Below are 15,243 nucleotides of genomic sequence, written 5' to 3' on the forward strand. Positions count from 1 at the left end.
CTTAACATCAAATGTTATCATTTTGTGCTTATACGATACTTTTACATAACTTTTGTTTTTCGTTAAGTATATTTCTTCATCGTAAAACGATGCTAAACAATATATAACGACATATATGTAAGGTAAATGTTTAATCTTTGTCAAACAAGATAATGGTTTTTATGAAAAATGTTTGAAGCGTGATCTTTCTCACTGTTCAAGCTAAATGTTAACAATCATATTGTGTGGGAATTGTAATAACAATGTGAAGTACTTATACTCCCGTCAGGTCTCCGGATTACCCTGATGTAGGAGCACCCAGCGTAATCAAATCACAACTTTTGATAAACATGTAAGGATTGTTAATTTAATTATGTTGTGTTTTTGTATCCTCTTAGCGCTGTCTGATTCCCGCCCAGGACCGGAGGATGGAAAATAAAAAAAAGCTTTGTGGGCAAAATTGTGAAAAAACAAAGACCTGTCAACCTTGATCTGCGGACGATTAACCAACCCGTCTCCGCGATAGCATCGATCTTGCACCGTATCTCAGGCGTCATCACCTTTATCGCAGTTGGTATTTTGCTGTGGTTGTTAGGTATGTCACTGTCTTCGCAGGAGGGATTCCTACAAGCATCTGAAATCATGACTGGCTTCTTCGCCAAATTTATCCTGTGGGGGATATTGACGGCGCTGGCTTACCACATTTGTGGAGGCATCCGCCATGTATTGATGGATTTTGGTTTCTTGGAAGAAAACCTCGCTACCGGTCGTGCATCTGCCAAAGTAGCAATAGTGATCGCGATTATTCTGTCTATTCTGGCTGGGGTATTATTATGGTAAGCAACGCATCCGCATTGGGTCGTACGGGTATTCAGGATTGGCTGCTGCTACGTGCATCTGCAATTATTATTGTTTTGTACGTCCTTTACCTCGTTGGTTTTGTTGCAACAACGTCAGATATTTCCTATGAAATCTGGCGTGGTTTCTTCTCTTCATCTCTCACTAAAGTGTTCACAGTGTTGACACTGCTTTCCATTCTGGTTCATGCATGGATTGGTATGTGGCAGGTGCTGACAGATTATGTCAAGTCACTCGCACTGCGTCTGCCGCTGCAATTGGTGATTATTGTGGCGCTGTTGACTTATTTGATTTACGGAACAATTGTTGTGTGGGGTGCATAAATGAAACTGCCAGTAAGAGAGTTTGACGCTGTTGTTATTGGTGCTGGTGGCGCAGGTATGCGTGCTGCACTGCAAATTTCACAAATGGGTTTATCTTGTGCCTTGATTTCCAAGGTATTCCCAACTCGTTCTCATACCGTTTCAGCACAGGGCGGAATTACCGTTGCTCTGGGCAATACCCATGACGATAACTGGGAATGGCATATGTATGATACGGTGAAAGGTTCCGATTATATCGGTGACCAAGATGCCATTGAATACATGTGTCAAACTGGCCCTGAAGCCATTTTGGAACTGGAACACATGGGGTTGCCATTCTCCCGTTTGGATAATGGCAGTATCTATCAGCGTCCATTTGGCGGACAATCCAAGAATTTTGGGGGCGAACAGGCTGCCCGCACAGCTGCTGCGGCTGACCGTACTGGTCATGCTCTGCTACATACCCTGTATCAGCAGAATCTGAAGAATCATACGACTATCTTCTCTGAGTGGTATTCCCTGGATCTGGTCAAGAATCAGGATGGTGCGATTGTTGGTTGTACCGCTATCTGCATTGAAACGGGTGAAGTGGTTTATTTCAAAGCCAAGGCAACCATTCTGGCAACCGGTGGTGCAGGTCGCATCTATCAATCCACAACCAATGCGCATATCAATACGGGTGATGGTGTTGGTATGGCGTTGCGTGCGGGTGTTCCTGTACAGGATATGGAAATGTGGCAATTCCACCCAACGGGCATTGCCGGTGCCGGTGTTCTGGTCACAGAGGGCTGCCGTGGTGAAGGTGGTTATCTGCTGAATAAAGATGGTGAGCGCTTTATGGAGCGTTATGCACCAAATGCTAAAGATCTTGCTGGCCGCGATGTAGTCGCACGTTCCATCATGATTGAAATCCGTGAAGGCCGTGGTTGTGATGGGCCATGGGGACCTCATGCGAAATTGAAACTGGATCATCTGGGCAAGGATGTATTGGAATCCCGTCTGCCGGGTATCCTCGAATTATCCCGTACTTTCGCTCACGTAGATCCGGTGAAAGAGCCGATTCCGGTTATTCCAACCTGCCACTATATGATGGGTGGGATCCCAACCAAAATCACCGGTCAGGCATTGACAGTCAACGAAAAAGGCGAAGACGTTATAATTCCGGGCTTGTTTGCTGTGGGTGAAATTGCCTGTGTATCCGTTCACGGAGCAAACCGCCTCGGTGGTAACTCATTGCTCGATTTGGTGGTATTCGGTCGCTCCGCAGGTCTGCATTTGAAAGAGTGCCTGATGGAACAAGGAACCAGCCGTGATGCCAGCGAATCCGATGTTGATGCTGCACTGCAACGTCTGAACCGTTGGGATAACAATCGTTCAGGTGAAGATCCAGTTGAAATCCGCAAGGCTCTGCAATCCTGCATGCAGAATAACTTCTCAGTGTTCCGCGAAGGCGAGGCTATGGCGAAAGGGCTGGAGGAGCTGAAGGTAATCCGTGAACGTCTGAAAAATGCTCGTCTGGATGATACTTCATCAGAATTCAATACCCAGCGTATCGAATGTCTGGAATTAGATAACTTGATGGAAACCGCTTATTCGACAGCAGTTTCTGCGAATTTCCGTACAGAAAGCCGTGGTGCCCATAGCCGTTTTGATTATCCAGAGCGTGATGATGCTAACTGGTTATGCCATAGCCTGTATTTACCGCAAACTGAGAGCATGACTCGTCGTGAAGTGAATATGCAACCAAAACTGCGTGAAGCTTTCCCGCCGAAAGTGCGTTCTTACTAATTGCGTTGCTGATGTTCCAGTTGCGGAGAAATAGATTATGAAACTTGAATTCTCGATTTATCGCTATAATCCAGATGTAGATGATGTACCCCGTATGCAGGACTACACACTGGAAGCAGAGGAAGGCCGGGACATGATGCTGCTGGATGCTCTTATCCAGCTAAAAGAGCAAGATCCAACCCTGGCATTCCGTCGTTCTTGTCGTGAGGGCGTTTGTGGTTCTGACGGCGTGAATATGAACGGCAAAAATGGTCTGGCATGTGTGACACCCGTATCAGCACTGCATCGTGGTAATAAAAAAATTGTTATTCGTCCATTGCCTGGTTTGCCGGTTGTTCGTGATTTGGTTGTTGATATGGGGCAATTCTACGCGCAATATGAAAAAATCCGTCCTTATGTGATTAATGACGGTAAAAACCCTCCTGCGCGTGAGCATCTGCAATTACCTGAACAACGTGAAAAACTTGATGGTCTGTATGAATGTATCTTGTGTGCCTGCTGCTCGACCTCTTGTCCGTCGTTCTGGTGGAATCCGGATAAATTTATTGGTCCGGCGGGTCTTTTAGCTGCGTACCGTTTCCTGATCGACAGTCGTGATACTGAAACGTCGTCACGATTGGATAATTTGAATGATGCTTTCAGTGTTTTCCGTTGCCATGGGATTATGAACTGCGTCGACGTATGTCCTAAAGGACTGAATCCGACAAAAGCGATTGGCCATATTAAATCTATGCTACTGAAACACAGTGCATAAATGAAATATCGTGCATAAATAACACATAAATCGCGTGTAAATAATGCATATAATGTTGCCCTCCACAATTTTGAAATAAAAATCAAACCAGTGGAGGGCATAAAGAATGAAAAATGATAAATTGCCTACTGCTAATGACGGCGCATGTTTCTAAATAAAGGAACTTTTACAAACTGTTATTCAGTTTGTAAAGGTTCCTTGAGGGGTAGGAAAACCCGAATTAAAGAACATGTATTAAGCACGTCCAAATGAACCTTTTATCAACACCGCTAATTAAGCGGTATTTGTTAACCACGGCGAAAACTAAAGCTTTCAAAGCTTAAGGGATCACAATGCAGAACGGCGCAATGAAGGACTGGTTGGACTCAAGCTTTCTGGCTGGTGCAAACCAGTCTTACATAGAGCAAATCTATGAAGACTATATAACCGATCCTAACTCTGTTGATGCAAGTTGGAGAGAAATTTTCCAACAATTACCAGATGCAGGGCTTAGCGGGGAACAACTTCACTCACAGACACGCGACTATTTCCGTCGTCTGGCAAAGGATGCAACACGTTACCACACTTCAGTCAGCGATCCAGCAATGGATGCAAAACAAGTCAAAGTTTTGCAGCTTATCAACGCATTCCGCTTCCGCGGACACCAACAAGCAAATCTTGATCCATTGGGATTATGGAAACAGGAATCTGTATCAGACCTCGATCCTGCTTTCCATAATTTAACAAAGGCAGATTTCGAAGAAACGTTTAATGTGGGCTCTTTTGCCATCGGTAAAGAGACAATGAAATTGGCTGATCTGTATGACACACTGAAGCGCATTTATTGCGGTTCAATTGGTGCGGAATACATGCATATCACCAATACAGAAGAAAAACGTTGGATTCAGCAGCGTCTGGAATCTGTGGCAGTTGGCTCACAATTCAATACAGAAGAAAAGCATCGTTTTCTGAGAGAATTAACGTCGGCGGAAGGCTTGGAGCGTTATCTGGGTGCTAAATTCCCAGGGGCGAAACGTTTCTCCCTGGAAGGTGGTGATGCACTTATCCTCATGTTGAAAGAGTTGATCCGCCATGCGGGTAAACAAGATACTCGTGAAGTTGTGCTGGGAATGGCTCATCGTGGTCGCCTCAACGTTCTGGTCAATCTCTTGGGTAAAAAACCTGCTGACCTGTTTGACGAATTTGCTGGTAAACATAAAGAACACCTCGGTACGGGTGACGTGAAATATCACCAAGGTTTCTCTTCTGATTTCGAAACCGAGGGTGGTTTGGTGCATTTGGCTCTGGCCTTTAACCCGTCTCACCTTGAAATTGTCAGCCCTGTTGTTATCGGTTCAGTGCGTGCTCGCCGTGATCGTCTTGATGAAGGCCGCAGTAATATGGTTCTGCCAGTCACCATCCACGGTGATGCAGCAGTAACAGGACAGGGAATTGTTCAGGAAACACTGAACATGTCTCAGGCTCGTGGCTATGAAGTCGGTGGTACTGTCCGTATTGTGATTAACAACCAGATTGGTTTCACCACGTCTAATCCGAAAGATTCTCGTTCAACACAATATTGTACTGATATTGTGAAAATGGTTCAGGCCCCGATTTTCCACGTTAACGCAGATGATCCGGAAGCCGTTGCATTCGTTACTCGTTTGGCACTTGATTTCCGCAATACCTTCAAACGTGACGTCATGATTGATCTGGTCTGCTACCGTCGCCACGGTCATAACGAAGCTGACGAGCCGAGCGCAACTCAGCCATTGATGTACCAGAAAATCAAAAAACAACCAACAGCCCGTAAAATCTATGGGGATAAGCTGATAGCAGAGGGTTTGCTGGCTGCCAATGATGTTACCGAGATGGTTAATCTGTATCGTGATGCGTTGGATCATGGGGAATGTGTTGTTGATGAATGGCGTCCAATGGGCCTGCATTCATTCACATGGGAACCGTATCTGAACCATGAATGGGATGAAGAGTATCCGCATAAAGTGGATATGAAACGTCTGCAAGATCTCGGCAAGCGCCTCAGTACGATCCCTGACGAAGTGGAAATGCATTCACGCGTTGCGAAAATTTATAGCGACCGTGCGGAAATGGCCAACGGTGGTAAATTGTTCGACTGGGGTGGGGCTGAAACACTGGCTTATGCGACGTTGGTTGATGAAGGCATCCCTGTACGTCTCTCCGGTGAAGACGCGGGCCGTGGTACTTTCTTCCATCGCCATGCTGTTATTCATGATCAAAACAATGCTTCTGTTTATGTACCTTTGGCGAATGTCCACAATGCTCAGGGTGTATTCAACGTATGGGATTCCGTACTTTCAGAGGAAGCGGTACTGGCATTTGAATACGGCTATGCGACAACAGAACCTCGTGCGTTGACGATTTGGGAAGCCCAGTTTGGTGATTTCGCCAACGTAGCCCAGATTGTTATTGATCAGTTCATCAGCTCCGGCGAACAAAAATGGGGCCGTATGTGTGGTCTGGTCATGCTGCTGCCACATGGTTATGAAGGGCAGGGTCCAGAGCATTCATCGGCACGTCTGGAGCGTTACCTGCAACTTTGTGCAGAACAGAACATGCAGGTCTGTGTGCCATCGACTCCGGCTCAGGTTTATCACATGCTGCGCCGTCAGGCTCTGCGTGGTATGCGTCGTCCTCTCATCGTCATGTCACCTAAATCACTGCTGCGTCATCCATTGGCTGTATCTACTCTGGATGAACTGGCTAACGGTAAATTCGAGCCAGTGATTGGTGAAATTGACGCCTTGGATCCAAAAGATGTTAAACGCGTTGTACTTTGCTCCGGTAAAGTTTATTACGATTTACTGGAACAGCGCCGTAAGAATGAACAGACCAATGTCGCTATCGTGCGGGTTGAGCAGCTGTATCCATTCCCACGTCAAGACATACAAACCCTGTTTGAACAGTATGCCCATGTGCATGATTTCGTCTGGTGTCAGGAAGAGCCGCTGAACCAAGGGGCTTGGTATTGTAGTCAACATAATTTCCGTGAAGCGATCCCATTTGGGGCATCTTTACGTTATGCAGGTCGTCCGGCATCTGCTTCCCCGGCTGTGGGATATACGTCTGTTCACCAGCAGCAACAGAAAGCACTGGTTGATGACGCATTGAACGTTGAATAAATAAGGATAGAAAATGAGTAGCGTAGAAATTCTGGTTCCAGAACTTCCTGAATCGGTTGCCGATGCCACTGTTGCAACATGGCATAAAAAACCAGGTGACACCATTGAGCGTGATGACGTGCTGGTTGAAATTGAAACTGACAAAGTTGTTTTGGAAGTGCCGGCAAGTGAAGCGGGTGTTCTGGAAGCGATTTTGGAAGAAGAAGGAGCCACCGTACTGTCCAAGCAACTGCTCGGTCGTATTCGTCTGGGTGACAGCACAGGCATACCTGCTGACGTAAAAGAAAAAACAGAAGCAACACCAGCGCAGCGCCAAACCGCGTCTTTGGAAGCAGAAAGCAATGATGCTCTGAGCCCGGCTGTTCGTCGTTTGATTTCAGAACATGATTTAGATCCTGCTGCGATTAAAGGCAGTGGTGTTGGCGGCCGCATTGTTCGCGAAGACGTAGAAAAATATATCGCTGCGAATAAAAAAGGAACTGATAAGCCTGCTGCGGCTCCTGCTGCACAGCAATCTTTGTTGCCACACCGTAGTGAAAAACGTGTACCAATGACCCGTCTGCGCAAGCGTGTTGCAGAGCGTTTGTTGGAAGCGAAAAATAATACGGCAATGTTGACGACTTTCAATGAAGTCAATATGAAACCAATTCAGGTATTGCGTAAGCAGTACGGCGATGCGTTTGAAAAACGTCATGGTATGCGTTTGGGCTTTATGTCTTTCTATGTGAAAGCGGTGGTTGAAGCACTGAAACGTTATCCAGAAGTTAACGCTTCTATTGATGGTACTGACGTGGTTTACCACAACTATTTTGATATCAGCATTGCAGTATCTACACCACGTGGTCTGGTGACACCCGTCCTGCGTGATGCAGATGCACTGAGCATGGCTGAAATCGAGAAAAGCATCAAAGAGCTGGCTATCAAAGGCCGCGACGGTAAGTTGACCGTTGAAGAACTCACTGGCGGTAATTTCACCATTACCAATGGCGGTGTATTCGGTTCTCTGATGTCTACGCCGATCATTAATCCGCCACAAAGTGCGATCCTCGGCATGCATGCCATCAAAGATCGCCCAATGGCCGTGAATGGTCAGGTTGAGATCCTTCCGATGATGTATCTGGCGCTTTCTTATGATCACCGTCTGATTGACGGGCGTGAGTCTGTAGGCTTCCTGGTGGCCATCAAAGAAATGCTGGAAGATCCAACACGTTTGTTGCTGGATGTATAGCATCACTATCGGCGGAGAGTGTTGAACTCCGCTCAGTCTGAAGTAGTACGATGTTGATGTAAAAATGTATATGCAGGCCAGCCCTTTTGGGCTGGTCATATCCAGAGCAACAAAATAGAAGGTAATTTACCTTTCTTATATTAAATTATGGATAGAACATCATGAATTTACACGAGTATCAGGCAAAACAACTTTTTGCACGGTATGGTTTACCAGCACCCGCTGGTTATGCTTGTACCACTCCGCGCGAAGCAGAAGAAGCAGCATCCAAGATTGGTTTAGGCCCTTGGGTCGTTAAATGTCAGGTTCATGCAGGTGGCCGCGGTAAGGCTGGTGGCGTGAAAGTCGTCAACAGCAAGGAAGATATCCGTGCTTTTGCTGAACAATGGCTGGGTAAACGACTGGTAACTTACCAGACAGATGTACAGGGTCAGCCTGTTCATCAGATCTTGGTAGAAGGGGCAACCGATATTGCCAAAGAGCTGTATCTTGGTGCTGTTGTTGACCGTGGTACACGTCGTGTAGTGTTTATGGCCTCTACCGAAGGTGGCGTCGAAATAGAAAAAGTGGCGGAAGAAACGCCCGAACTGATTCATAAAGCAATCATCGACCCACTGGCTGGCCCTATGCCGTATCAAGGCCGTGAACTGGCATTCAAACTCGGTTTGACTGGTAAGCAGGTTGGTCAATTCACCAAAATTTTCTTGGGATTGGCTAATTTGTTCCTGGAGCGTGATTTAGCTCTGGTCGAAATCAACCCGCTGGTTATCACAACGCAAGGTGATCTTATCTGTCTGGATGGGAAATTAAGCGCAGATGGTAACGCTATGTTCCGTCAGGCTGAATTGCGTGAAATGCACGATCCTTCACAGGAAGACCCACGTGAAGCTCAGGCTGCACAATGGGAACTGAACTATGTTGCGCTGGATGGCAACATTGGTTGTATGGTAAATGGTGCGGGTCTGGCAATGGGTACTATGGACATTGTTAAACTGCATGGTGGCGCACCGGCAAACTTCCTTGATGTGGGCGGTGGTGCGACGAAAGAGCGTGTTACCGAAGCATTCAAAATCATCTTGTCAGATGAAAATGTTAAAGCTGTTTTTGTAAATATCTTTGGTGGTATTGTCCGTTGTGACCTGATTGCTGACGGTATTATTGGTGCGGTGGAAGAAGTGGGTGTTAACGTACCCGTAGTCGTTCGTCTGGAAGGAAACAATGCTGAACTGGGCGCTAAGAAACTGGCAGACAGTGGTTTGAATATCATCGCAGCTACTAGTTTGACAGACGCAGCTAAACAGGCAGTAGCAGCAGCGGAGAATAAATAATGTCTATTTTAATCGATAAAAACACCAAAGTAATTTGTCAGGGTTTTACTGGTAGCCAAGGTTCTTTCCACTCTGAACAGGCGATTGCTTACGGCACTCAAATGGTTGGCGGTGTAACTCCGGGCAAAGGTGGTACTGAGCATTTGGGGTTGCCTGTATTCAATACCGTACGTGAAGCGGTTGAAGCAACGGGTGCGACGGCTTCTGTTATCTATGTCCCGGCACCATTTTGTAAAGACTCCATTCTGGAAGCGATTGAAGCAGGCATTAAGCTCATCATCACTATTACAGAAGGCATTCCGACACTCGATATGCTGACAGTGAAAGTGAAACTGGATCAAGCAGGTGTTCGCATGATCGGCCCTAACTGTCCGGGCGTTATTACTCCTGATGAATGTAAAATCGGCATCATGCCTGGTCATATTCACAAAGCGGGTAAAGTCGGTATTGTGTCCCGTTCCGGTACATTGACTTATGAAGCGGTAAAACAGACTACTGATACTGGTCTAGGTCAGTCTACCTGTGTTGGTATCGGTGGTGACCCAATTCCAGGCTCAAACTTTATCGATATCCTGAAGCTGTTCCAGGAAGATCCACAGACAGAAGCCATTGTGATGATTGGTGAAATCGGTGGTACAGCAGAAGAAGAAGCTGCTACTTATATCAAAGAGCATGTAACTAAGCCAGTCGTTGCTTATATTGCGGGTGTAACTGCGCCTAAAGGTAAGCGTATGGGGCATGCCGGAGCGATTATCGCAGGCGGTAAAGGTACAGCAGATGAGAAGTTTGCTGCACTGGAAGCGGCCGGTGTTAAGACTGTTCGCAGCCTTGCTGACATTGGTGATGCAGTGAAAGCATTACTGGCATAACCTGTTTTAAAATAAGCCGTTTTGATAGAAAAGGGCCGCCTCAGGGTGGCCCTTTTATTTTTATTTATAATGTTAACAGTGGGTTAGTTAATTTATAGGAAATGTTATTTTTAAATTTAATTTAACTGGTTTTAAGGATACCTATTTATTTTATAAATTTAATTTGGAATATTGAAAAAATATATTTTTCAAAGAATGAAAATGAAAAGTTAATTTTATAATTCTTTTTACAGCAAAAAATAAATTACAGCTCATTGCAAATAACAACTCATTAACACTCGGTAAACCAGAATGAAATAATAGCTGTAATACTTAACAAAACAAGGAAAAAATTGACTAAAATCAATTTATTACTCTAGATTGTATTCGCTAAAATTGTTTAAATTGATCTAAAATATATAAACGCTAGCCTGAGAATGCATGGGATTGTTGACCTATATTCAGAATTCTAATCTGAGTCACGTTAAAATTTATTTATTGTGTGTAAATATAGGCGTAATATTATTGTGGTATATACTGGATATTTGATTTAGTTAATAATTTATTATTGTGTTTGAGGCATTTATTGCTGGTAGTTACGAGACTTTCATTTTGTAAAGTCGGTTGCCGCAAGTCGGTGTCTTCCTGCTAGGAGCAAGGAGTCAAGATGTTTGATATTGTCGAACTGTCACGATTACAGTTTGCCTTAACTGCCATGTATCATTTCCTGTTCGTTCCATTAACGCTCGGTATGGCGTTTCTGCTTGCGATCATGGAAACGGTATATGTCCTTTCTGGCAAGCAGATCTACAAAGATATGACAAAATTCTGGGGCAAGTTATTTGGTATTAACTTTGCTCTGGGTGTCGCAACGGGCTTGACCATGGAGTTCCAGTTCGGAACAAACTGGTCATATTTCTCACATTACGTTGGTGATATTTTCGGTGCGCCGCTGGCCATCGAAGGTCTGATGGCTTTCTTCCTCGAATCTACATTCGTTGGTCTGTTTTTCTTCGGATGGGATCGTTTGAGCAAAAAACAACATTTGGCGGTTACCTGGCTGGTTGCATTAGGCTCTAACTTCTCTGCTTTATGGATATTGGTTGCGAATGGTTGGATGCAAAACCCGATTGCGTCTGATTTCAATTTCGAAACCATGCGAATGGAAATGGTGAGCTTCAGTGAACTGGTACTTAACCCGGTTGCTCAGGTGAAATTCGTCCATACTGTTGCTGCCGGTTATGTTACAGGTGCTGTTTTTGTGTTGGGCATCAGCTCTTACTACCTGCTTAAAGGGCGAGATTTTGCGTTTGCCAAACGCTCTTTTGCCATTGCGGCAAGTTTCGGTATGGCTGCAATATTGTCTGTTATCGTTCTGGGTGATGAATCTGGATATGAAATGGGTGATGTGCAGAAAACCAAACTGGCTGCGATTGAAGCAGAGTGGGAAACTCAGCCACCCCCAGCTTCATTCACGCTGATTGGTATTCCTGATCAGGACAAAATGGAAAACAAATACTCCATCCAAATTCCTTATGTTTTAGGTCTGATTGCCACTCGCTCCACAGATACACCTGTTGTTGGTCTGCGTGATTTGATGGGACAACATGAGCAGCGTATCCGTAACGGCATCAAAGCATACGAATTACTTGAAGAATTGCGTTCAGGCAATACTGACCCAAGTGTTCGCAGTGCATTCAATGAAAGCAAGAAAGATCTTGGTTATGGCATGCTCGTCAAGCGTTATACCGAAAACGTAACTGATGCGACAGAAGCGCAGATTCAAGCCGCAGCGAAAGATTCTATTCCGCGTGTAGCTCCGCTCTATTTTGCATTCCGTATCATGGTTGCCGCAGGTTTTATCATGCTATTGGTTATCGGTCTGTCATTCCTGAGTGTTATCCGCAATCGTATCGGTCAATATAGATGGTTGCTGCGTATTGCATTGTTCAGTATCCCATTACCGTGGATTGCCATTGAAGCCGGATGGTTCGTTGCAGAATATGGCCGTCAGCCTTGGGCAATTGGTGAAGTTTTGCCAACCGCCGTGGCTGCTTCAACACGAAGTGTTGGCGATCTCATTTTCTCAATGGTACTGATTTGTGGTCTGTACACCTTGTTCTTGGTCGCAGAGATGTTCTTGATGTTCAAATTTGCACGTCTTGGCCCAAGTAGCCTCAAGACTGGGCGTTATCACTTTGAACAGAAAACAGCTTCTTCAGCGAACAATATTGAGTAAGCAGGAGTCCACTTATGCTTGATTATGATGTATTACGATTTATATGGTGGCTGCTGATTGGTGTGTTGCTGATCGGTTTCACAGTGACTGATGGTTTCGATATGGGAGTAGGTATCCTGCTGAAAATCATTGGTAAAAATGATACCGAACGCCGCATCATGATTAACTCAGTTGCCCCACACTGGGATGGTAACCAAGTCTGGTTAATCACTGCGGGCGGAGCTCTGTTTGCAGCATGGCCAATGGTATATGCTGCGGCTTTCTCCGGCTTCTATGTGGCAATGATCTTAGTCTTGGCTGCACTGTTTTTCCGTCCGGTCGGTTTTGATTACCGTTCAAAACTGGAAAGCAGCAAATGGCGTAACATGTGGGATTGGGGATTGGTTATCGGTAGTTTCGTCCCTGCGCTGGTTATTGGTGTTGCATTTGGTAACTTGTTGCAAGGTGTGCCGTTGGCAGTTGACTCTTACTTGCGTGTTTCCTATGAAGGTTCATTTTTCGGCTTGCTGAATCCTTATGGTCTGCTGGCTGGTGTGATTAGCCTGATGATGATAGTGACACAAGGTGCGACTTACCTGCAAATGCGTACAGTCGGCGAATTGCATCTGCGTTCCCGTACCGCGACTCATGTTTGTGCAGCGATAACGGCAGTTGCATTCCTACTGGCAGGAGTATGGCTGATTTATGGTATTGACGGTTATGTTGTAACCAGCAATCTGGATGTTAATGCACCTTCTAACCCATTGCATAAAGAAGTTGTCCAACAGGCAGGCGCATGGCTGATTAACTTCAATAACTATCCGATTCTGTGGGCAGTACCGGCGTTGGGTGTGCTTCTCCCTCTGCTAACTATGTTGGCAACTCGGTTGGATAAAGGGGCTTGGGCATTTCTGTTCTCATCCTTGACGGTAACTTGCATTATTCTGACTTCTGGTATTGCTATGTTCCCATTTGTGATGCCGTCAAGTCTTGATCCTAATGTCAGCCTGACTATGTGGGATGCGACATCCAGTCAGTGGACGTTGCAAATCATGTTCGTTGTTGCGCTTATCTTCGTTCCTATTGTGTTGTCTTACACCATCTGGTGTTACTACAAAACCTTTGGACGTTTGGATAAGAACTACATTGAAAACAACAAACACTCACTGTACTGAAGGAGCATAGGCATGTGGTATTTTGCTTGGATTCTCGGAACGCTCTTAGCATGTAGTTTTGCTATTATTGCAGCTTTGGCTCTCGAACATAATGAATCAGAAAAAGCGATTGAGAGTGATAAAAAATGACGTTGGTTGATAAATTCTACCAACTTATGGATAAGGGCCTGTTGAGGGCCCTTATCCTCATCGCAGCTTTGGCGCTTGCCTCATGTGTATTCTGGGACCCGACACGTTTTGCGGCCAACACTAGCTCATTGCAGATATGGCAAGAGATTTTATTGATCTGGTCGGTTTGTGCCGGTGTTACTTTTGGCGTTGGATTTCATCCTCAACGTATTATCTGGCGTCTGTTTTTTCATCCATTACCTGCATTTTTCATTCTTCTTTTTGGCTTATATCATTTCTTTAAGTAAACTAATTATAATTTTATAGGTCGTTGGCCTATAAATTTTTTTTACTGACAAGTCATTCCAAAGCGCCATTGTCTTAAGTATAGTGACAGCGTCAATTCGCCTAAATTAGGATTATATGAGTAATATGTTGTTCCGTTGGCCTATCCGTGTTTACTACGAAGACACTGATGCTAGTGGTGTAGTCTATCATGCTCGCTATTTGGTTTTTTACGAAAGAGCCCGCACAGAAATGCTGCGTGAGAAAGGCTGCCACCAACAGTATATGCTGGATGAGCAAGTTGGCTTTGTTGTCAGCCGTATGACTATTGACTACCGGAAACCAGCAAAACTGGATGATCAGCTGGTTGTTGAAAGCGAAGTTACGAATATCCGTGGCGCTTCTCTGACATTTATTCAACGAATTGTTGATAGCAATGGTGTCGTTATCAGCAGCGCAGAATGTTTAGTTGTCTGCGTGAATTCATCTCAAATGAAGCCAATTGCGCTTCCAAAGTCTATTGTCGCGGAGTTTAAGCAGTGACTGACATGAATATCCTTGATTTATTTCTTAAGGCAGGCTTCTTAGTGCAGCTGATCATGTTGATTTTGATCGGCTTTTCTATTTTTTCTTGGGCAATTATTATTCAGCGAACAAAGATCCTTAATGCTGCAAGCCGTGAGGCAGAAGCGTTTGAAGATAAATTTTGGTCGGGTATTGAATTATCTCGCCTTTATAAAGAAAGTCAGTCACGCCTTGATTCGTTAAGTGGTACTGAACAGATTTTCCATTCTGGATTTAAAGAATATGCCCGTTTGCATCAAGCAAATAGCCATGCACCAGAAGCGGTTATTACAGGGGCTTCCCGTGCTATGCGTATCTCATTGAACCGTGAGATGGAGACATTGGAAAATCACATTCCATTTTTGGGAACGGTAGGTTCTATCAGCCCTTATATTGGTTTGTTTGGTACGGTTTGGGGGATCATGCATGCATTCATCGCCTTGGGCTCGGTCAAACAGGCAACGTTACAAATGGTTGCTCCCGGTATTGCTGAAGCTCTGATTGCAACCGCGATCGGTTTATTTGCTGCAATTCCTGCGGTAATGGCTTATAACCGACTGAATCAGCGCGTCAATAAATTAGAACAAACCTACGATAACTTTATGGAAGAATTTTTGGCTATTCTGCATCGTCAGGCTTTTACTTCCAACACCAATAAGTCGTAATAA

The 15,243-nt window shown here is 45.0% G+C and carries 14 protein-coding genes; all 14 read left to right on the forward strand.

Translation table 11 applies throughout. The features are described from left to right. Window positions 1–429 precede the first annotated feature (429 nt). Complete coding sequence (gene sdhC, locus FE394_RS00260) at window positions 430–819, forward strand: succinate dehydrogenase cytochrome b556 subunit (protein WP_319924404.1); 390 nt, start codon at window positions 430–432, stop codon at window positions 817–819. Continuing rightward, the gene (gene sdhD, locus FE394_RS00265; protein WP_319924405.1) at window positions 813–1,160 is read left to right on the forward strand and encodes a succinate dehydrogenase membrane anchor subunit; all 348 of its coding nucleotides are present in this window, start codon (window positions 813–815) and stop codon (window positions 1,158–1,160) included. Before sdhC ends, sdhD begins: the two co-directional genes overlap by 7 nt. Next, on the forward strand, window positions 1,161–2,927 hold the full coding sequence (gene sdhA / locus FE394_RS00270) for a succinate dehydrogenase flavoprotein subunit (RefSeq protein ID WP_319924406.1): 1,767 nt from the start codon (window positions 1,161–1,163) through the stop codon (window positions 2,925–2,927). It begins immediately after the preceding gene. A gap of 37 nt (window positions 2,928–2,964) precedes the next feature. Then, a complete protein-coding gene (locus tag FE394_RS00275) occupies window positions 2,965–3,681 on the forward strand; it encodes a succinate dehydrogenase iron-sulfur subunit (RefSeq protein ID WP_319924407.1) in 717 nt (238 codons plus the stop codon). 332 nt (window positions 3,682–4,013) lie between these two features. After that, the gene (gene sucA / locus FE394_RS00280; protein WP_319924408.1) at window positions 4,014–6,821 is read left to right on the forward strand and encodes a 2-oxoglutarate dehydrogenase E1 component; all 2,808 of its coding nucleotides are present in this window, start codon (window positions 4,014–4,016) and stop codon (window positions 6,819–6,821) included. Between the two features lie 13 nt (window positions 6,822–6,834). Next, window positions 6,835–8,049: a 2-oxoglutarate dehydrogenase complex dihydrolipoyllysine-residue succinyltransferase gene (gene odhB, locus FE394_RS00285; protein WP_319924409.1), complete on the forward strand. Its 1,215-nt coding sequence runs from the start codon at window positions 6,835–6,837 to the stop codon at window positions 8,047–8,049. A gap of 161 nt (window positions 8,050–8,210) precedes the next feature. Further along, the gene (gene sucC, locus FE394_RS00290) at window positions 8,211–9,377 is read left to right on the forward strand and encodes an ADP-forming succinate--CoA ligase subunit beta (protein WP_319924410.1); all 1,167 of its coding nucleotides are present in this window, start codon (window positions 8,211–8,213) and stop codon (window positions 9,375–9,377) included. Beyond that, entirely contained in the window at window positions 9,377–10,246 is an 870-nt protein-coding gene (gene sucD / locus FE394_RS00295) for a succinate--CoA ligase subunit alpha (RefSeq protein WP_319924411.1), read from the forward strand. Before sucC ends, sucD begins: the two co-directional genes overlap by 1 nt. A gap of 646 nt (window positions 10,247–10,892) precedes the next feature. Beyond that, the gene (gene cydA, locus FE394_RS00300) at window positions 10,893–12,464 is read left to right on the forward strand and encodes a cytochrome ubiquinol oxidase subunit I (protein ID WP_319924412.1); all 1,572 of its coding nucleotides are present in this window, start codon (window positions 10,893–10,895) and stop codon (window positions 12,462–12,464) included. Between the two features lie 14 nt (window positions 12,465–12,478). Continuing rightward, the gene (cydB, locus tag FE394_RS00305; protein ID WP_319924413.1) at window positions 12,479–13,618 is read left to right on the forward strand and encodes a cytochrome d ubiquinol oxidase subunit II; all 1,140 of its coding nucleotides are present in this window, start codon (window positions 12,479–12,481) and stop codon (window positions 13,616–13,618) included. A gap of 12 nt (window positions 13,619–13,630) precedes the next feature. Beyond that, window positions 13,631–13,747: a cytochrome bd-I oxidase subunit CydX gene (gene cydX / locus FE394_RS00310; protein ID WP_319924414.1), complete on the forward strand. Its 117-nt coding sequence runs from the start codon at window positions 13,631–13,633 to the stop codon at window positions 13,745–13,747. Continuing rightward, a complete protein-coding gene (gene ybgE, locus FE394_RS00315; RefSeq protein WP_319924415.1) occupies window positions 13,744–14,034 on the forward strand; it encodes a cyd operon protein YbgE in 291 nt (96 codons plus the stop codon). The genes cydX and ybgE overlap by 4 nt, the downstream gene beginning before the upstream one ends. A 115-nt stretch (window positions 14,035–14,149) precedes the next feature. Beyond that, window positions 14,150–14,554 carry a tol-pal system-associated acyl-CoA thioesterase gene (ybgC, locus tag FE394_RS00320; RefSeq protein WP_319924416.1) on the forward strand — a complete coding sequence of 135 codons (405 nt, stop codon included), beginning with the start codon at window positions 14,150–14,152 and terminating at the stop codon, window positions 14,552–14,554. Beyond that, window positions 14,551–15,240 (forward strand): Tol-Pal system protein TolQ, encoded by a 690-nt coding sequence (gene tolQ, locus FE394_RS00325; RefSeq protein ID WP_319924417.1) that lies wholly within the window; start codon window positions 14,551–14,553, stop codon window positions 15,238–15,240. The genes ybgC and tolQ overlap by 4 nt, the downstream gene beginning before the upstream one ends. Window positions 15,241–15,243 lie beyond the last annotated feature (3 nt).

It is taken from the genome of Xenorhabdus littoralis, assembly GCF_033949345.1.
GTDB classification, from domain to species: Bacteria; Pseudomonadota; Gammaproteobacteria; order Enterobacterales; family Enterobacteriaceae; genus Xenorhabdus; species Xenorhabdus littoralis.

Coding starts and splice junctions, on each gene's coding strand:
- sdhD (WP_319924405.1), top strand. CDS start 813: ATGGTAAGCAACGCATCCGCATTGGGTCGTACGGGTATTCAGGATTGG.
- sdhA (WP_319924406.1), top strand. CDS start 1,161: ATGAAACTGCCAGTAAGAGAGTTTGACGCTGTTGTTATTGGTGCTGGT.
- FE394_RS00275 (WP_319924407.1), top strand. CDS start 2,965: ATGAAACTTGAATTCTCGATTTATCGCTATAATCCAGATGTAGATGAT.
- sucA (WP_319924408.1), top strand. CDS start 4,014: ATGCAGAACGGCGCAATGAAGGACTGGTTGGACTCAAGCTTTCTGGCT.
- odhB (WP_319924409.1), top strand. CDS start 6,835: ATGAGTAGCGTAGAAATTCTGGTTCCAGAACTTCCTGAATCGGTTGCC.
- sucC (WP_319924410.1), top strand. CDS start 8,211: ATGAATTTACACGAGTATCAGGCAAAACAACTTTTTGCACGGTATGGT.
- sucD (WP_319924411.1), top strand. CDS start 9,377: ATGTCTATTTTAATCGATAAAAACACCAAAGTAATTTGTCAGGGTTTT.
- cydA (WP_319924412.1), top strand. CDS start 10,893: ATGTTTGATATTGTCGAACTGTCACGATTACAGTTTGCCTTAACTGCC.
- cydB (WP_319924413.1), top strand. CDS start 12,479: ATGCTTGATTATGATGTATTACGATTTATATGGTGGCTGCTGATTGGT.
- cydX (WP_319924414.1), top strand. CDS start 13,631: ATGTGGTATTTTGCTTGGATTCTCGGAACGCTCTTAGCATGTAGTTTT.
- ybgE (WP_319924415.1), top strand. CDS start 13,744: ATGACGTTGGTTGATAAATTCTACCAACTTATGGATAAGGGCCTGTTG.
- ybgC (WP_319924416.1), top strand. CDS start 14,150: ATGAGTAATATGTTGTTCCGTTGGCCTATCCGTGTTTACTACGAAGAC.